This window comes from Achromobacter sp. RT286_PF (assembly GCF_059760425.1).
The window spans coordinates 79747-97489 of record NZ_JCBAMR010000020.1; the positions used below are offsets into that span (position 1 = coordinate 79747).

A 17743-nucleotide genomic window follows, 5' to 3' on the forward strand; every position below is an offset into this window, starting at 1 on the left:
GGCTCAATGTCCGCCGGCCAGGCGCACGCCGGCCTGGCCGTCGACCTGGTGGACGAACGCATCGGGCAAGCCGATGTAGTAGACGTGGGGGTCGGTCTTCATTTCAGGTTTCAGCACCTTGATGTCGGCCTTGTGCTCCACCAGCAGCTTCGAGATGGCGCTGTCCGGGTCGTTCATGTCGCCGATGACGCGCGCGCCGCCCACGCAGCTTTCCACGCAGGCCGGCAGCAGCCCGGCTTCCAGCCGGTGTTCGCAGAACGTGCACTTGTCGGCGGTTTGCGTGTCGTGGTTGATAAAGCGGGCGTCGTACGGACAGGCCTGCACGCAATAGGCACAGCCCACGCAGCGTTCGTTGTCCACCAAGACGATGCCGTCTTCGCGCTGAAACGTGGCCTGCACCGGGCAGACCGGCACACAGGGCGGGTTGTCGCAGTGGTTGCACAGGCGCGGCAGCATCACCATGGCGCAGGGGCCGCCATCGTCGGGAGTCACTTCGTATTGCAGGACGGTGGTGCGGAACTGGCCGATGGGCGGCAGATTTTCCAGTGAACAGCTGACCGTGCAGGACTGGCAGCCAATGCACTTGCGCATGTCGACAACCATGCCGTAGCGCTTGCCCGCCATGCCGGGGCGGCGCGGCGGCTGGCCGTTCAGGCCCGTGGCTTCGGCGTGGATGGGGATGACGGTGGCAGCGGCGCCAAGGCCGAGCAGCCCTTTGAGGAAGCCGCGTTTACCCCGCAAAGGGGGGTCGGAAGAGACGGGGGATGGGGGCATTGCGGATAACTCCGGACAGGTAACTTCTTGTTGTTATTACCTTATCACCGGAAGTTATATAGGCCGTTGATCTGAATCAAATCGGGGACAGAGATCCATGCGCCCTTTCCCCCGTAACCGATGGCCGGCATTACAAAGTCAGCGCGGCGCGCCAGGCTGCCAGCTTCATGTCGAAGGACGCGGCGGCATGGGCCGGGCTGGTCGATGGCAGATCCACGTAGTCCAGCGCGCGTGCCTGCGGCGGCAACGTCGGCAGCACGTACCGGCGATACAGCGCCCCGGCCTTGGCCCCGTTGAAACACACGCGCGCGACGGCCGGGTGGGCGTTGAAAAAGGCCGCGAAATCATTGGGCACCAGGGTGTCGTGGCGGATGTCGGCATCCAGGCTGCCCGGCCGCTCGCAGGCATCCAGCACGTCCCACAGCGCGACCCCCGCAGCGCGCAGCGCTTGCAGCCGCTGCGGGTATTCCAGCGCCGCATCAAAGCCCAGCACCTGGGCCGCAATGGGCCAGAACGCGTTGCGTGGGTGGCCGTAATAGCGCGCCTGGCGTAACGAAGCCACCCCCGGCATGGACCCCAGCACCAACACCCGCGCATCGGGCGCGGCAACCGGCGCAAAGCCCCGGACATGGTCGGTGGGGCCGTCGGGCGCGAGAGTCTCGTCAGGTTTCATGGCGGCAGGATACGCCAGCTGGCCGAAGCGGCGATACGCCGGCCGGATGAAAGCGGGATACCGCCGGCGGGCTCAAGGCGGGATACCGCAGGCGGGCGCAATGCCGCTTCAGGACAGCGCCTGCCACAGCATCCAGATCTTGCCGGTCAGCAACCCGACGGCCAGGGCGACGGCGGCCACGGACAGGTGCGCGGCGTGGGAACGGAGGCGGGAAAGCAGAGGGGTGGTCATGGATCTGGGCGCCAGGTATTGGGTGTCGGATATCGGGTGGCAAGAAGAAAAGCCGGGCCGGGCAACGTCGTGCGTCCGGCGGCAAGGGCTTCACGATAGGGAGACAAGCCCGTGCGAAAAATCGGATTATTCTTAAAAAATGGCGCCTCGTCCTTCTGGCTGATAGCCCTAAGAATGAGCCGCCGTTCTTCAGGATCCGCACAAGACAAGGCCGAGGGTCGTCCGATTCATGGAACAGTCCTTATCAAAATCCGAACTACTGAAAGCCCTGTTCCGCCCTAACCTTTATCCCCATGACGAACGGCTCCAAAGGGGCCGCGCAATAGGAATAGACGCCATGAAAAAGATCCTCGGCCTGCACGCCGCCCCCCGCCCCCACTGGGTCGGCGACGGGTTCCCCGTGCGCTCGATGTTCTCGTACAACGACAAGGGCAAGAATGTCAGCCCCTTCTTGCTGCTGGATTACGCCGGCCCGGCGAAGTTCGAGCCGGCCGACCACCCGCGCGGCGTGGGCCAGCATCCCCATCGCGGTTTTGAAACCGTCACCATCGTCTACAGCGGCGAGGTCGAGCATCGGGACTCCACCGGCAACGGCGGCGTCATCGGCCCGGGCGACGTGCAATGGATGACGGCCGCCTCGGGCATCCTGCATGAGGAATTCCATTCCCCGGCGTTCACGCGCACCGGTGGCGAGCTGGAAATGGTGCAGCTGTGGGTCAACCTGCCGGCCAAGGACAAGGGCGCGGCGGCGGGCTATCAAGGCATCTTGAACGCGGACATTCCGGTGGCGGCATTGCCGGACGAGGCGGGCAGCGTCCGCGTCATCGCGGGCAACTTCGACGGCCACGCCGGCCCGGCCCGCACCTTCACGCCGATGGACGTGTGGGACGTGCGCCTGAAGGCGGGCAAGTCCGCGACCTTCCCGGTCGCCGCGGGCCGCAACAGCATGCTGGTGGTGCTGCGCGGCACGCTGCTCATCAACGGCGAATCCGTGGCGCGCGACGCGCAGCTGGCGTTGTTTTCACAAGACGGCGAAGACATCACCGTTGAAGCCAACAACGACGCGGTGTTCCTGGTCCTGAGCGGCGAGCCCATCGATGAACCCGTGGTGGGCTATGGCCCCTTCGTGATGAACACGCAAGCACAGATCGTCGAAGCCATCCAGGACTTCAACGCCGGGCGCTACGGGCAGATGCATTGATACAGAAGGGGTGCCGCTAAAGCAGCATGGGGTCGCGGCTGGTCACCACGATCAGCCCCACCCCTTCTTTTTTTCCTACGGAAACCAGCTTGTGCGGCATTGATGAATTGAACTGGACGCAATCGCCCACATCCAGGATTTCCTTTCTGTCGCCCACCGTCAGTTCCAGCTTGCCCGCCAGCACGTACAGGATCTCCTCGCCGTCGTGATGGCTCAGAATCCGCTTTTTGGCCCGCCCGCCGTTGAACTGGCCAGGCCGGATGACAAAGGCACGCATCAGCCGGTTGCCGTTGGCACCGGCCACCAGCGACAGGTATTCGCTGGCTTCGTCGGGTCCGGCATCCTTGGCGCGCACGATGGAAAATTCGTCGCGCTGTTCCGACTTGCCGAACAAGCGATCCACGTTCACGCCCAATGCATGGGCGAGCTTGAACGCGGTTTCGATCGACGGCGTGGAAATTCCCCGCTCGACTTTGGATATGTAGCTACGCGTCAGCCCACAGGACTGTGCCAACTGCTCCAAGGTCAGGCCTGCCTGCACGCGAAGAAGCTTCAGTTTTAGCGCCACGTAGAAATCCTTCAGGATGGGTATCGGCACCGCGCGGTGGGCGGCCGGGTTGATATCCTGGGGATTGTATGCAGATTCGTGCGGCCGATCGCGCCCGCCTGCGTTCATGCGTTCAGGCGCTCATTCGTTCCAGGCGAACGGCCGCCGGCTTCCTCAAAGGGCGCTGTGTTGCATCACGCGCCCGCCGGCTCCATAGTGCCGTCTTCGCGGATAACCCCAAGGCGGCAGCCAAACTGAAGCGGCGCCTCAGTCATGGCTTGCAGTGCCTCCGGCGTCAGCCCTTGCCGTACCGCCTCGACGCGCAGGCCATCTGGCTCCACGGCCATGACGCAATAGTTGGTGAATACGCGCTTGACCACGCCCACCGCCGTCAATGGCAAGGTGCAGCGCCTTACCAGGCGGGGCACGTTGTCCTTGGTCACGTGATCCATCATGACCCAGATCTGCTTGGCGCCCACGGCCAGGTCAACGGCGCCGCCGATCGCGGGCGGCGCGCCGTCAACATTCCCGGTATTCCAATTGGCCAGGTCGCCAGATGCGGACACCTGAAAGGCGCCCAGCACCGCCACGTCGATGTGCCCGCCCCGCATCATCGCGAATGCCATGCTGGAGTCAAAGAAGGCTCCGCCGGTCTTGATCGTGACGGGGCTTTTTCCCGCATTGATCAGGTCGAAGTCTTCCTCACCCGGGGCCGGTTTGGGGCCCAGGTTGAGCATGCCGTTCTCGCTATGCAGAATCACACCCAGTTCGTCGGGCAGATGATCGGCAATCAGGGTCGGCGCGCCGATGCCCAGATTCACGAAGGCATTGCGCGGCAGGCTGTGCGCGACCATTCTGGCCATGCTGTCTCGGGTCAAGGGGTTCATGCGCGCTCCGCTAGAAAAACCCTGTCTACAAAGATGCAGGGCGTGATGATGGCTTCGGGGTCCAGGTTGCCGGGAGCCAAAATTTCAGCCACCTCCACCACGACGGTGTCGGCAGCGGTGGCCATGACCGCCTGGTGATTGCGGCCCGTCTTGTTGTAGACCACATTGCCCATGGTGTCGGCGGCGCGGCCTCGCAGCAGCGCAAAATCCGCTTTCAGCGGCAGCTCCAGCAAGTAGGTCTTGCCGCCGACTTCCAGCTGTTGCTTGCCATGCTCGAACAGCGTACCCACGCCGACGGGGCTCAGGAATCCGCCCAGCCCGGCCCCGGCCGCGCGAATCCGCTCAACCAGCGTGCCTTGCGGCACCAACTCCAGTTCAACCGTGCCTGCTCGATACTGCTCAGCAAACGCCGCGGCGCTTCTGGGGTAAGAGCAGATGATCTTGCGAACGATCTTCGCCTCGAACCACGCCGACAGGTCGCCCGCGCCGGAGCCGGCATTGTTTGAAATCACCGTCAGGTCGCGCACGCCAGCGGCCAAGACGGCTTCGATCAGGCGCCGGGGCAGGCCCGCCCCGCCAAAGCCGCCCACCATCACAGTGTGTCCGTCCTGCAATCCAGATAGGGCCGCGCCGGCCCCGTCCACAACGATGTTTCTCACGTCTATTCCCCTTCCGTCGTCACGCAATAATCTTTGGTCAGGTTCTTTCCGACCCGGTCCAGCAACAGCTGGCCAGTGCCGTCCGTGTAGGCGGCAAAGCGCAGTTCCGCCTGATGCATCGACAAGCGCAACGCGGGCGTGGTGCCGATCGCGCCCACGCAGCGCAGGCACTGGTCCACTCCCCAGATGGCGGTATCCACGGCAAACTTCTTGGCCTGGGCCGCCACCGTCACGGCGTCGTTGCCGTCGTTGAGATGGCGGGCCGCCTGCACCATTAGCGCGTTGGCCGCTTCCAGACGCGTGGCGACCTCGGCCAATTCCCAGCGCAAGCCCTGGTGGCCGATCAGCGGCTGGCCGAAGGTGGTTCGGTCGGCGCAATAGGCAACGGTTTCGGCCAGCGCCGAGTACAGCGTTGCGGTGCACATCGCCGCCACATGGACGCGCGCGGCGTTGATCGTGGCCATCGACGCCTTGAACGCATCGCCAGGCGCGCCCAGCATGGCCCAGTCGGGCACGGGGTGTTCCCGCAGTTCGATCTCCGCAAGCCGAAACGACGCTCCGCCCACCGTGCTGATTTCCCGGCGCGACCACGTCGGCGCGGGCGCGCCAAGGTCCACGAGGAAGCTTGCGATCGGCCCCTCGTCCTGCCCAGGCGGCACTGCTTTGGCCATCACCAGCGGCAGGTTCACGATCTGCCCATTGGTCACCCAACGCTTGGTGCCCGACAGCAGCCAACGCTGGCCAGAGCGCTCGGCGCGCATCGACAAGGCGGAAAGATCGCTGCCCGCCTGGGGTTCGGACAAGGCCGGCGCGCCCAGCAACTGCCCGCTTGCCAGCCCGGCAAGGTAAGCCTGCTGTTGCCTGGCGCTGCCCCCGCGCGCGACCCGCGTGACGGAGCCCTGAAGGTTGTTCAGCGAAAAGGCCGTGGCAAAGCTGTGTCGCGCGACCTCTTGGGCCAAGCGGATCTTGCACAGAAATGACGCGCCGAGCCCCCCCGCCGATTCGGGCGCCTGCAAGGCCAGAAAGCGTTGCGCGGCCCAGTCATGCAGGATCGTGATCGGATACGGCTCGCCCAATGTAAAGGCGGCATGGGCGGCTGCGGCTACGTGCTGGTGGCAAAAGGCCCGGGCTTGTTGAATGGCACGTTGTTCGGCGTCATTGAGCAATGCGTCCAATGGGGCAAAGAACCCTAATTTTCCGGCCAGACTGGCGCCGGTCGAGGAAGAGGCAGTCATCATCGTGCTCGTTCAGGGTGCTCAGTTGACGGGAATGTTGGCGTCGACCACGAAGGTCTTCCAGTACGCGATTTCCTGGTTCACGTCTTTCTGGAATGCCTGCGGTGTTGAGCCCGGGATCGGCACCGCGCCGATCGTTGCCAGTTGCGCCTGAAAGGTCGGGCTGCGCACCAGCGTCGACACGGCCTGGCTCAAGCGCTGAACCACGCCCGCGTCCATGCCGGCCGGGCCGGTCAGGCCGAACCAGGGCGACAGTTCCATGGGGCGGGCGCCCGCCTCGGCCAACGTGGGCACGTCCGGGAAATCCGGCGACCGCTCGGGCGCCGCGATGGCCAACGCCTTCAGCCTTCCCGACTTCACGTGCGCGGCAATCGTGGCTTCGGTGAAGAAACCCACCTGCACGACGCCCGCAATCAGGTCAGTGATTGGCTGCGCGCCCCCGGGATAGCTCACGAAGGTCATCTTTACGCCGTTGTCCATATCGAACAAGGCGCCGCCAATGTGCGACGTTGCGCCGTAGGTTCCGCTGTAATTCAGCTCGCCGGGGTGTTTCCTGGCGTAGGCGATCAAGCCCTTGACATCGGGTATCGGCAGCTTGGGATCGATGACGACCAGGTTGCGCTGTTTGGCTATTTTTCCGATGTAAGTGAAGTCCTTGGCGGCGTCGTACGGCAACGTCTTGTTCAACGCTACCCCACGCGTCTGCGACGATTCCACGCTGACCAGCAAGGTGTAGCCATCAGGCGCGGCCGCGGCCACTGCCCGTGCAGCGATCACCCCACCGGCCCCGCCGCGATTCTCGACCACGACGGGCTGGCCCAGTTGTTCCGACAGGCCCTTGCCGATCAACCGCGCGATGATGTCCGTCGGCCCGCCGGGCGGAAAACCGACAAGCAGGCGAATGGGCTTGCCGGGATACGCGTCGGCCAACACATGGGAACTGGAGCCCATCGCCACCACACAAAAGCTCGCCGCCAACAGTCGTGACAATCCAAATTTCATGAACTTCCCCTTTTGTTGGCCTTGGCGTCAACGCACCGACCGTGGGGAAAGTATCGACGTATGTACACTTTGTGTCATTAGGGAAACTACCGGGGCGTCGAAGATATTTGGTCCAAAGGCCGCCACAGACCGTGGTAACGATAACGAAAAAATTCCTATATTCCCCGATAAAACAGGGATTTATGCAAATTTTCAGGCCCCCAAGCAAGGAGTCATAGCGCGGCAAACGGCGCACTTGAAATAAGAAACGATCGGTCTATACTTCGCCAATGAACACGACACCCCCTGCACGAACCGGCCGCAGAACGCGTGCCCAGGCGTCCTTGGCGCTGGTCGAAACCCGCGACCTGCTAATCCGGGTCGGCATGCAGTTGTTGACCGAACGGGGATTCACCTCCACGGGACTGGACGCCATCCTCAAGCGCGCCACCGTCCCGAAAGGCTCCTTCTATCACTACTTCAAGAACAAGGAAGACTTCGGCCTTCAAGTGATGCAGGCTTACGACGACTACTTCGGCAGGAAGCTTGACCGCTGGCTGCTTGACGCATCCACCCCGCCCTTGCAACGCCTGCGTAATTTCGTTGACGACGCCAAGCAAGGGATGGCGCGGCATGACTACGCTCGCGGCTGCCTGATTGGAAACTTCGGCCAGGAAGTGGGCGCGCTGCCGGAGCCGTACCGCCAGGCCATGAACGGGATTCTTCAGGAGTGGGAAGCGCGCGTGGCGGCCTGCCTGATAGCCGCCCAAGAGCAAGGCGCCCTCGGCGCGCAAGCGGATTGCGAGTCGCTTGCCCGGTTCTTCTGGATTGGCTGGGAAGGCGCGGTTCTGCGCGCCAAGATGATGCGCAGCGCCGCGCCCATGGACATCTTTCTTGATGGTTTTCTTGCGGGTCTGCCAGGCTGATCCCGCTTACGCCGGCCGACCGGCCCGGCCCCTCTTACGGAGCTTCCATGTTTAATGGCATCTTGATCGAGAAAGACGACAGCGGTTACCGCGCGTCGATTCAACAGATGGAACAAAGCCGCCTGCCGCAGGCGGACGTGCTGGTCAAAGTGGACTACAGCACCTTGAACTACAAGGACGCGCTGGCCATCACGGGACAGGGCCCGATCGTACGCAGCTTCCCGATGGTGCCGGGCATCGACTTGGCCGGGGTGGTTGAACACAGCGACCACGCGGATTTCAAACCCGGACAACGCGTCATCCTGAATGGTTGGGGCGTGGGAGAGCAGCACTGGGGCGGCCTGGCCCAGTTCGCGCGGGTGGATGCGCAGTGGCTGATACCGGCGCCCGACAGCATATCGAGCCGGCAGGCAATGGCCATCGGCACCGCCGGTTATACGGCGATGCTGTGCGTCATCGCGCTGGAAAAGGCCGGCATCCGGCCGGACGCCGGCGACATCCTCGTGACCGGCGCCAATGGCGGTGTCGGCGGCTACGCCATTGCCATCCTGCACAAGCTGGGATACCGCGTCGTGGCCGCTACCGGCCGACCCAATGAACGCGATTACCTGACCGCTTTGGGCGCGGCGGACATCATCGACCGGTCGACCCTTTCCGCGCCCGGCAAGCCGCTGCAAAAAGAGCGTTGGGCCGCAGGGGTCGATTCCGTCGGCAGCCACACACTGGCCAACTTGTGCGCCAGCGTAAAGGCAGACGGCGCCGTGGCTGCCTGCGGCATGGCGCAAGGCCTGGACTTTCCGGCGTCGGTCGCACCGTTCATTCTTCGCGGCGTCAGCCTGTTAGGGGTCAATAGCGTGACGCGCCCGCGCGCCGAACGCATCCAGGCATGGAGCCGGCTTGCCACGGACTTGCCCGCCGACATCATCGACCGCATCAGCCGCGACATCCCCCTGCGCGAAGCCGTCGCCACCGCGCACGACCTGATGGCAGGCAAGGTGCAGGGGCGCGTCGTAGTGGACGTCAACGCCTGACGCGTAGGCGTTTGAACTGGGCCAGTTTGCGCGAATTCTTCCGTACCAGAATGCGCCCGACAATTACCGGGACGCGCGGCCGCTATCGCTTTTCATAGGAGCAAAGCGGCTGTTCCCGCGCCCGGGAATAGCCCCGGATTCGGCAGTGGAGGAACCGCTAGCGTATACCCGCATGGACACTTTGAGTCATTAACGACACATTACAAGCGTCCTGCGGAGCGCCGATCAGACGTCTCGCCTACCCCCTCCGGGAGCCCTGCCTTGAGAATCCTGCCGATCCTTAGCGCCTTGAGCCTTGCCGCGCTCTGCACGCAAGCCGCCCACGCCGGCGCCACGTTCGAGAACATCAAGAAGCGCGGCTTTGTCCAATGTGGCGTCACGACGGATCTGCCCGGCTTCGCCTACACCGACAGCCGCGGCGTGTGGCAAGGCATCGATGTGGACACCTGCCGCGCGATTGCAGCGGCAATGTTTGCCGACCCAGGAAAATCCAAGATCGTTCCGTTGACCACACAAGCCCGCTTTACCGCGTTGCAGTCGGGCGAGGTTGATGTGCTGACCCGCAACACGACGCAGACCATGACGCGAGACACGTCGTTGGGGCTAATTGGCGCCGGGGTCAATTACTACGACAGCCAGGGGCTGATGGCCAAGACCGCGATCGGCATCAAGAGCGCGAAAGCGCTGGATGGCGCGACGATCTGCGTTCTGCCCGGCACGACAACCGAGCTGAACCTGGCCGACTGGTTCCGAGGCAATGCGATTACCTTCAAACCGGTGGTGCTGGACAAGTTCGATGAGATCCTGCGTGCCTTCTCGGCAGGCCGATGCGATGCGATCACTGCCGACAAATCCATGCTTGCCGCCACGCGCCGCAACTTGGGCAGCGATGCCGAGTACATCATCTTTCCGGAATCGCTGTCCAAGGAACCGCTTGGGCCGATGGTGCGCCAAGGCGACGAGCAGTGGTTCAACACGGTGCGCTGGACGTTGAACGCCTTGCTGGAAGCAGAGGAATACGGCATCACGCAGGCCAATGTGGACGACATGCTGAAAAGCGCAAACCCCAACGTGCAACGAATCCTTGGCGTCGTTCCCGGCATGGGCAAGAACCTGGGACTGGAGGACAAATGGGCCTACAACATCGTCAAACGGGTCGGCAACTACGGCGAGATCTACGAGCGTACGCTGGGAATGACAAGCGCCCTGAAACTGGAGCGTGGCATGAACGCGCTCTACAGCAAGGGCGGAATCATGTATGGCTGGCCGATCCGGTAGGCCTGGCGGCTCCCGAATCCAATCGAATCGAACCAAACCACCGAACCGACAGGACATCTCCAAGGACGCAATGATGAAAGACCACGCCAAAGACACTCGCCCGCCGGGCTTTGCCACCAAGGCGATCCACCACGGCTACGACCCTGTGGCCTTTGAAGGCGCCGTGTCGCCCCCCATCTTCCTAACATCGACCTACGCATTTGAATCCACCGAGCAATTTCAGGCGGTGTTCTCGGGCGACAGCGACCGCTGCGTATACGGTCGCCAACAAAATCCCACGCAAAAGCTGCTGGAAGATCGGCTGGCGGCGCTGGAGGGCGCCGAAGCCGCCATTGTGACGGCCTCGGGCATGGGTGCCATTGCCTCCACGTTGCTGACCTTGCTTGCGGCCGGTGATGAAATCGTCGTGCACCACACCATCTACAACACCGCCGGCGCCTTGATGGATGAGGGGCTGCCCAAGTTCGGCGTAAAAGTGGTGCGCGCCGATCTGAGCACAGCGGCCGGCACCCAGGCAGCGATCACGCCGGCCACCAAGCTGGTCTATTTCGAGACGCCCATCAATCCGTCTTGCGAAGTGCTGGACATCCAGCGTATTGCTCGGGCGGCAAAGCGCGTTGGCGCCATGGTGATCGTGGATTCAACGTTTGCATCGCCCGCGCTTCAACGCCCCATCGAACACGGGGCCGACTTGGTTATCCATTCCTTGACCAAGTACCTCAACGGGCATGGCGATATTCTGGGCGGGGTGGCGATCGGCCGTCGCGACACCATTGAGGCCATACGCGCGGCCGGGGCCAAGTACCTGACCGGCGCCACGCCGTCACCGATGTCCTGCTTTCTGGTGCTGCGCGGGCTGAAGACGCTGGATATCCGCATGGAGCGCCATAGCAAAAACGCCTTGGCGGTGGCCCAGATGCTGTCCGCGCACCCGGCCGTGGCCCGCGTTATCTACCCCTTCCTGCCCGACTTTGCCGACCGCGATATCGCCCGCCGGCAGATGTCGGCCGGCAGCGGCATGGTGTCGTTCGAACTGAAAGCCGGCTTTGACGGCGTGGCGCCGATGATTGACAAGCTCAACATCATTGCGCGCGGCATCAGCCTGGGCGACACGGATTCGCTGATCTATCACACGGCGGGCATGGTCGACGCGCGCAAGAAGATCAATCCGAATCTGCGCCTGAGCCCGGGCGTGAGCCCTGGGCTGGTTCGGCTGTCGGTTGGCCTGGAAGACATCGACGATCTGCTGGACGATCTGAGACAAGCGCTGGCTTGATCCTTCGCCAGCAACGCGCCGGGGCCGCGGGCGGCCCCCGGCGGCCTGCCAGGCGACCGCCCCGGTGTCGGGGTCAGCCCGCGCGTTCAAGCGTGATCGCGCGGTCCAGCATATCCAGGCGATCCTGCCCCCAGAAGACCTCACCGTCATAGACATAACTGGGCGACCCGAACACGCCCGCCGCGACCGCGTCGTCGGTGTTCTTTCTATAACGGGCTTCGATGTCCGGCTGCGCCGCCCGGTCAAAGATCGCCTGCGCCGCGTATCCCTGCTCGGCCAGAATGCGGCGCAACACCGTGGGGTCGGAAATGTCCTCGTCGTCACACCACTCGGCTTGCAGTATCCGCGTGTACAGCGGTGTGATGGGCTGGGGCACTTCCAGGGCCGCGATCACCAGTCGCGACGCCAGGTCCCCGTTGGGACACATGAACGCCGGCTGCGGGTTGACCGGCGTCTCCAACAGCCGGCACCAGCGCTTCAGTTCGGCAATGCGATAGGCCTGCCGCTCGGGCGACCGCTGGCCGAGTAGCACGCCGCCGGTACGTCGATAGACGTCGGGCAGATCGACAAGCCGATAGTTGATGCCGACGCCATGCCGCGCGGCCAGCGCGTCCAGCCGCTGCGCGCCTAGATAGGCCCAGTCGGAGTTGATCCAGAAGTAATAGTCGATGTTCTTGTCCATGGCTTAGCGCGTCGTGATGGGTTGACGGGCGTTGAACCGTTCGGGTCCGTGCATGAACAGCGCGCTGGCCGCTGCGATAACGCCAAGAATGCTCAGGTACCAGACGATGTACTTGGGATTGCCGTCGGCGTAAGCCAGCAGCGACGTAGCGATCAACGGCGCCAGGCCGCCGCCGATGGCGCCCGACACCTGCACGGCAAGCGATATTCCGCTGTAGCGCACTTCCGGCGGGAACTGCGATGAAAACAAGCTGCCCTGCGGCCCATACAAGCAACCATAGATCAAGCCCACCGCAATGATCATCGCCCAATTGATGCTGCCAGGCTGGCCGGTCTGCAGCAGCGTGAAAAAGGTGGGCGCATAGAAGATGATGGCCAGTGACCCCAGGATGAACACCGAGCGATAGCCGACGCGGTCGCCAAGAATGCCGAACAACGGCATGGTGAACAGCGCCGCTGCCGCACCCCAGATGGTCGCGTCCAGCATCACGGCACGGGGCACGCCCAGGCTTCCCGTCGCATACGCCAAGGCAAAGGTCACCACCGTATAGAACCAGGTCACTTCGGCCAGGCGCCCGCCGATAACGGCCAACACTTCACGGGGATACTTCTTCAGCACGACCTTGGCGGGCACATCGACTTTTTCTCCCTTGTTTTCCATGTTCTGAAAGTCGGGCGATTCCACCACCTTGACCCGGATGAACCAGCCGACCAACAACAGCACGACGCTGGCCACGAAGGGCACGCGCCATCCCCAGGACAACATGTCTTCTTCGGGCAGCTGCGCTACCGCCGCCATCGCCAGCGACGACAGGATCAGGCCCGGCGCCACACCCACTTGCGGCAAGCTGCCAAAGAACCCTTTCTTGCCTTCGGGCGCATGTTCCACGGCCATCAACACGGCCCCACCCCATTCGCCGCCCACGGCAATGCCCTGCAAAAATCGCATGCAGACCAGCAACACGGCCGCCCAATAGCCGATGCTGTCGTAAGACGGGATCAGCCCGATGAGGATGGTCGGTATGCCCATCAAAAACAGCGTAATCAACAGCATGGACTTGCGACCGACCCGGTCGCCGAAATGCCCGAAGATGACGCCGCCCAGTGGCCGGGCAAAAAAGCCCACCGAATAAGTGGCGAAGGCGGCCAGCGTCCCGGTGATGGGATCGAAAGCGGGAAAGAAAATCTTGTTGAAAATCAGCGCCGCGGCGGTGCCGTACAAAAAGTAGTCATACCACTCGATCGTGGTGCCCATGAAGCTGGCAATGCCCGCCGTAACGTGCTGGCGCGACTTCCCCTTGCCACCCTGATTGGATTGGGTGTTCTTGTCGTTCATTTGGTGTTCCTTGCGGAGGTAGGCGCGGCTTATTTCGGGCCGGCAAGCCGGTCCGTCTGACGGGACCAGTAATTGAAAGTGGCTTGGACAATGGAGCGCTTGAGCAGGTAGTCGTGCGCTTCCTTCGCCAGCCTCGCGTCCACCGGCGTCAATGGGCCGAACGCCTGGGCGCGCACCTGCAAGCGCGCGGCGCGTTCCAGGTAAACGGACAGATAGGTGGCTTCCTCGACCGAAACGCCGGCGGTCAGATAGCCGTGATGGGCCAACAAAATAGACTTCTTTTGGCCCAATGCCGCCGAAATGATCACGCCCTCTTCGTCTGCAATCGGCACGCCCGGCCATTCGCCAAGAAAGGCGCAATCGTCGAACAGAGGCGCCATGTCCATCTGCGCCACCACCAAAGGCTGGCGCGCGGTGGCCAGCGTGGTCGCCCAAGGCGAATGCGTGTGGATGATCGATTGGACGTCGGGCCGATTGCGGTACACCCACAGGTGAAAACGGGTGGCCGGGTTGGCCATGCCGGTGCCGGAAATCGTATTCAGGTCCTGGTCGACCTCGATAAAGTCGTCAGGCGTGGCTTCGTCAAAGCCCAGGCCGAAGCGTAGTGTCCAATAGGCATTTGGCGTGTCCGATCGCGCGCTGATCTGCCCCGCCAAGCCCGCTTCTTGCCCCGTCATCGCCAGGATGCGACAGGCGTAGGCCAGGGTTTCATTCAAGGACCGATCCTGGCCTTTGAGGTGTTGCGCCATCTCTTGCGTGGCGCGCTCGTCGAAATACGCTTTGCTGCGGAGCTCGTCGCTCATCTCTTACCCTTTGTGAAGTCGACACGGAGTCGGTGGGCCGAGTATGAGAAGTGCGCAAAGCGACGTCGATGCGTCTGAGGCTATATCAGCTATTCAGTCATTCAGTCATTCAGTTATTCGGTCATACGCTTGCAAAGACGCTGCGCGATCTGCAACGTCAGCGCCGCCAGCGGAAACAGTGCGTAGCCGTCGCGGTGGATCGCCACTACCTTACGCGCCAGCCGTCCCCCGGTGATGGTAATTTTCTTCAGCCGGTGGTCCTGCAACAGGCGGTCGGGCATGCGGGTCGGCAACAGGCAGTTGCCGATGCCCGCCGACACGAGTTCCAGCGCAGAATCCACCGTGTCGGTCTCGGCCGACACCACATAGTTCAGCCGCGAATGGTGCAGCATTTTTCGCAGTGCGTAGTGCTCGGGAAAGGCCACCAGCCGCAACGGCCGCGACCAGATATCGGTCGTCTCGTCGTAGGCGTCATCGTCGATCCGGGCGATCAGGCACATCTGGTCTTCAAACAATGGGACGGACACCAGGCCGGGGCTGGCGACGGCCGAGTCGTACACGAAACCCAATTCCGCCTTGCCCGAGGCCACCAGGTCGACCACTTCCGGCGAACTGCGCGCCATCAAGTGCAGATTGGCATCACCCCCTTCGTGAGCCACCGCCGACACCAGATCGCCCAGGAAGTAATAAGTCAGCGTGTGCACCGCCGCGATGCGCAGCGACGAAGAACCGGCCGAACTGGAATCCCGCGTCTTGGCAACGGTGTCATCGATCAATTGAAACGCGGGTGCCACCGCGCGGTGCAACGTGCGCCCAACGTCGCTAAGCACCATGCCCCGCCCGTTGCGATCAAAAACCGGGCGGCCCAAATAGGCTTCCAAGGCGGATATCTGCCGGCTAAGACTGGGTTGCGAAATGCCCAGTTCGTCGGCGGCGCGGGACATGGACCCGCACGCGGCAATCGTCAGAAAATACCGCAGCCGGCGATCGGAATCGCCGGTGCCCTTGTCAACGTCGGCATCGACAGGCGGAAGGTTCAATTTAGGCACGGCGCGTTTCCGAGGAGTCGATGCTGATGCCGGCAGCGGTGCTGCCCGCGCGTAATGTCTGGATGGCGCGAGCCAGCCGCAGCACGCCCTCGTCAATGGCCGCGGGCGCCAGACTGGCGTAGCCCAGAACAAGGCCGGCGCAGCAATGCGAGCGGTGCGCCTCGCCCTTGAAATACAGGGGTGAGATGGGTCGAACGCCCACGCCGTGCTGCCGGGCCAGGCTGACCAGCTCAGGCTCGTCAGCCTCTGCCACCCCGGGCACCCACACCACCACGTGCAAGCCGGAGGCCGAACCCGCCACCTGGACGGCGTCGGGCAGGTGGCGTTCCAGGGCGCGCAGCAGGGCGACGCGGCGCGCTTCGTTTTGCCGCCGGCAACGTCGCACGTGGCGTTCATACGACCCGTCTTCAATTAACGAAGCCAGCGCCGCCTGTTCCAGCCGGGGTGCGTGCCGGTCCATCAGCCGCTTGGCCTCTCGAAACACGCTGACCAGGCTGGGTGGCAGCACCAGATAGCCCATTCGCATCTGCGGGGACAGGGCTTTGGAAAACGTGCCGACATAGATGACGGCGCCTGAATCGTCGATGGATTGCAGCGTATCGACGGGACGCATTCCATAGCGGAATTCACCGTCGTAGTCGTCTTCGACGATCCATGCCCGCTGCCTGGCCGCCCACGCCAGCAGCGCCCTGCGGCGGGCGATGGGCATCACGCCGCCCAAGGGAAACTGGTGCGACGGCGTCACGTAGACCAGGCGCGTGCGTTCTTCGGGCAGGGCCTCGGACAGCAGCCCTTGTTCGTCCACAGGCACTTCGCGCACATCCGCCCCCACGGCCTCGAACAGGCGGCGGGCCATCACGTAGCAAGGGTCTTCGACCAGCACCGTATCGTCAGCGTCCACCAGTACGCGCGCGCATAGATCGATTGCCTGTTGCGAGCCATGCACGATAAGGATCTGGTCGGCGTGACAGGCCAGCCCCCGTGCCCGGCGCAAATAGCCTTGCAGCGCCACACGCAGCGCAAGTTCACCCTGGGGAGCCTGGTAATAAAGACTAGGCTGGCGTTGTACCAAGGCTCGGTTATAGGCTTTGCGCCACGCCAGCACCGGGAAGTCGTCAAAGGCCAAGGCGCCATATAGAAAGTCAATAACGCGCGGATCGGCGCCAAAAACCTGCGGCCCATCTTTGTCGAGAAAGCCGCGCACTTTCTTGCCGTACGCCGACAAGCGCAGCACCGCATCCGGCGCTGCCATGGCCGGCCGTGGATTCACATCGGCGTGGGCGGCGCCGGCCGCCACGCGCGCGCGGCGGCCCAGGCTGGTCTCAACGTAGCCTTCGGCGGCCAGCTGTTCGTAGACCGTCGTGATCGTGGTGCGGGACACCGCCAGGTCCAGCGCCATCGCCCGCGTCGAAGGCAAGGGCATGCCCGCGCGCAAGGTGCCATCAAGGATCTGCGCCCTGATGCGTTCATAGATGCGGCGGCTGGTGTCGGCTGGGGGCTTGGCCGGGGACGTAGGCATGAGCGGCTTAACTGGCTTGAAAAAAATCAATCGGACTGGACGTTTTCATTGTGCCAGAGGTGCGTCATAGTCTCGTTTTTTCTTATCCGTGTCTGCGCGGCTTTGCGCTTGATTTCCGCTTGGCTTCTGCTTGGTTTTTTCCCCTGCCTTTTTCCTTTATGTACACCGCAACCTTCACATTCATGCCCGGCGAGTACGACAGCGCCTTCCACGAAATGGACGATGCCATCGCGGCCATCGCGCGGTCCATTCCCGGCTATCTGGGCGAGGAAGCCTGGGAAAATCCGGCGACGGGCCTGGTATCCAACGTGTATTACTGGAGCAACCGCGAAGCCCTGCAGCAGCTGATCGACCACAAGGACCACCTCAAGGCCAAACGACAGCAGGCCAAGTGGCTACGCGGTTATCAGGTGGTCATCGCTGAAGTCATCACAAGCTATGGCGACGGAGGCATCGCGCATCCGTTGAACCGCCCCGTCCAGTAACCGCGCAAGGCCGTGGAACCGGCTTTGGGCGACCGGCGGCGGGCGACCGGCGGCGGGCGACCGGCGGCGGGCGACCGGCGGCGGGCGACCGGCGGCGGGAGGTCGACTTCTGGTTCTTATACACATCTCCGAGCCCAACAGACCACGGAACAAATCTCGTATGCCGGCTTT

At 63.3% G+C, this 17743-nt stretch carries 19 protein-coding genes; 6 read left to right on the forward strand and 13 right to left on the reverse strand.

Going from position 1 to position 17743, the window contains the following annotated elements:
• Window positions 1–3: 3 nt before the first annotated feature.
• The 3 genes from dsrO to AC6LJY_RS16895 all read right to left on the reverse strand — a co-directional run bounded on the left by dsrO (window position 4) and on the right by AC6LJY_RS16895 (window position 1678).
• A complete protein-coding gene (gene dsrO, locus AC6LJY_RS16885; RefSeq protein WP_046804567.1) occupies window positions 4–774 on the reverse strand; it encodes a sulfate reduction electron transfer complex DsrMKJOP subunit DsrO in 771 nt (256 codons plus the stop codon).
• Window positions 775–904: 130 nt separating this feature from the next.
• Window positions 905–1447: a DNA-deoxyinosine glycosylase gene (locus AC6LJY_RS16890; RefSeq protein ID WP_498136396.1), complete on the reverse strand. Its 543-nt coding sequence runs from the start codon at window positions 1445–1447 to the stop codon at window positions 905–907.
• A 108-nt stretch (window positions 1448–1555) separates the two neighbouring features.
• A complete protein-coding gene (locus tag AC6LJY_RS16895) occupies window positions 1556–1678 on the reverse strand; it encodes a hypothetical protein (protein ID WP_262984235.1) in 123 nt (40 codons plus the stop codon).
• A gap of 337 nt (window positions 1679–2015) precedes the next feature.
• Between AC6LJY_RS16895 and AC6LJY_RS16900 the strand changes: the two genes are divergently transcribed.
• Window positions 2016–2879, forward strand: a complete 864-nt coding sequence (locus tag AC6LJY_RS16900; protein WP_046804566.1) for a pirin family protein — start codon at window positions 2016–2018, stop codon at window positions 2877–2879.
• A 16-nt stretch (window positions 2880–2895) separates the two neighbouring features.
• Here the strand turns inward: AC6LJY_RS16900 and AC6LJY_RS16905 are convergent, their stop codons facing one another.
• From AC6LJY_RS16905 to AC6LJY_RS16925, 5 genes are all read right to left on the reverse strand, one after another.
• A complete protein-coding gene (locus AC6LJY_RS16905) occupies window positions 2896–3447 on the reverse strand; it encodes a helix-turn-helix domain-containing protein (RefSeq protein ID WP_046804642.1) in 552 nt (183 codons plus the stop codon).
• Window positions 3448–3620: 173 nt separating this feature from the next.
• A complete protein-coding gene (locus AC6LJY_RS16910) occupies window positions 3621–4313 on the reverse strand; it encodes a 3-oxoacid CoA-transferase subunit B (protein ID WP_046804565.1) in 693 nt (230 codons plus the stop codon).
• Window positions 4310–4972: a CoA transferase subunit A gene (locus tag AC6LJY_RS16915; RefSeq protein ID WP_219992188.1), complete on the reverse strand. Its 663-nt coding sequence runs from the start codon at window positions 4970–4972 to the stop codon at window positions 4310–4312. The genes AC6LJY_RS16910 and AC6LJY_RS16915 overlap by 4 nt, the downstream gene beginning before the upstream one ends.
• 2 nt (window positions 4973–4974) lie before the next feature.
• A complete protein-coding gene (locus tag AC6LJY_RS16920; RefSeq protein WP_498136397.1) occupies window positions 4975–6207 on the reverse strand; it encodes an acyl-CoA dehydrogenase family protein in 1233 nt (410 codons plus the stop codon).
• A 21-nt stretch (window positions 6208–6228) separates the two neighbouring features.
• On the reverse strand, window positions 6229–7209 hold the full coding sequence (locus tag AC6LJY_RS16925; RefSeq protein ID WP_219992186.1) for a Bug family tripartite tricarboxylate transporter substrate binding protein: 981 nt from the start codon (window positions 7207–7209) through the stop codon (window positions 6229–6231).
• 269 nt (window positions 7210–7478) lie between these two features.
• Between AC6LJY_RS16925 and acuR the strand changes: the two genes are divergently transcribed.
• The 4 genes from acuR (at window position 7479) to AC6LJY_RS16945 (ending at window position 11699) form a co-directional block, all read left to right on the forward strand.
• Complete coding sequence (acuR, locus tag AC6LJY_RS16930; RefSeq protein WP_082134455.1) at window positions 7479–8114, forward strand: acrylate utilization transcriptional regulator AcuR; 636 nt, start codon at window positions 7479–7481, stop codon at window positions 8112–8114.
• A gap of 107 nt (window positions 8115–8221) precedes the next feature.
• Entirely contained in the window at window positions 8222–9145 is a 924-nt protein-coding gene (gene acuI, locus AC6LJY_RS16935) for an acrylyl-CoA reductase (NADPH) (RefSeq protein ID WP_370512742.1), read from the forward strand.
• A gap of 270 nt (window positions 9146–9415) precedes the next feature.
• Window positions 9416–10423: an amino acid ABC transporter substrate-binding protein gene (locus AC6LJY_RS16940; protein ID WP_370512741.1), complete on the forward strand. Its 1008-nt coding sequence runs from the start codon at window positions 9416–9418 to the stop codon at window positions 10421–10423.
• A gap of 70 nt (window positions 10424–10493) precedes the next feature.
• Complete coding sequence (locus tag AC6LJY_RS16945) at window positions 10494–11699, forward strand: trans-sulfuration enzyme family protein (protein WP_498136398.1); 1206 nt, start codon at window positions 10494–10496, stop codon at window positions 11697–11699.
• 73 nt (window positions 11700–11772) lie between these two features.
• Here the strand turns inward: AC6LJY_RS16945 and AC6LJY_RS16950 are convergent, their stop codons facing one another.
• The 5 genes from AC6LJY_RS16950 to pdxR form a co-directional block, all read right to left on the reverse strand.
• The gene (locus AC6LJY_RS16950; protein ID WP_046804560.1) at window positions 11773–12381 is read right to left on the reverse strand and encodes a 2-hydroxychromene-2-carboxylate isomerase; all 609 of its coding nucleotides are present in this window, start codon (window positions 12379–12381) and stop codon (window positions 11773–11775) included.
• Window positions 12382–12384: 3 nt separating this feature from the next.
• On the reverse strand, window positions 12385–13716 hold the full coding sequence (locus AC6LJY_RS16955; RefSeq protein WP_498136399.1) for an MFS transporter: 1332 nt from the start codon (window positions 13714–13716) through the stop codon (window positions 12385–12387).
• Between the two features lie 29 nt (window positions 13717–13745).
• Window positions 13746–14519, reverse strand: a complete 774-nt coding sequence (locus AC6LJY_RS16960) for an aldolase (RefSeq protein ID WP_046804558.1) — start codon at window positions 14517–14519, stop codon at window positions 13746–13748.
• Between the two features lie 113 nt (window positions 14520–14632).
• Window positions 14633–15568, reverse strand: coding sequence for a LysR family transcriptional regulator (locus AC6LJY_RS16965; protein WP_219992182.1), 936 nt, complete (start codon window positions 15566–15568; stop codon window positions 14633–14635).
• Entirely contained in the window at window positions 15561–17087 is a 1527-nt protein-coding gene (pdxR, locus tag AC6LJY_RS16970) for a MocR-like pyridoxine biosynthesis transcription factor PdxR (protein WP_219992181.1), read from the reverse strand. The genes AC6LJY_RS16965 and pdxR overlap by 8 nt, the downstream gene beginning before the upstream one ends.
• 158 nt (window positions 17088–17245) lie before the next feature.
• Between pdxR and AC6LJY_RS16975 the strand changes: the two genes are divergently transcribed.
• A complete protein-coding gene (locus AC6LJY_RS16975; RefSeq protein ID WP_104145351.1) occupies window positions 17246–17572 on the forward strand; it encodes an antibiotic biosynthesis monooxygenase family protein in 327 nt (108 codons plus the stop codon).
• Window positions 17573–17743: the final 171 nt, after the last annotated feature.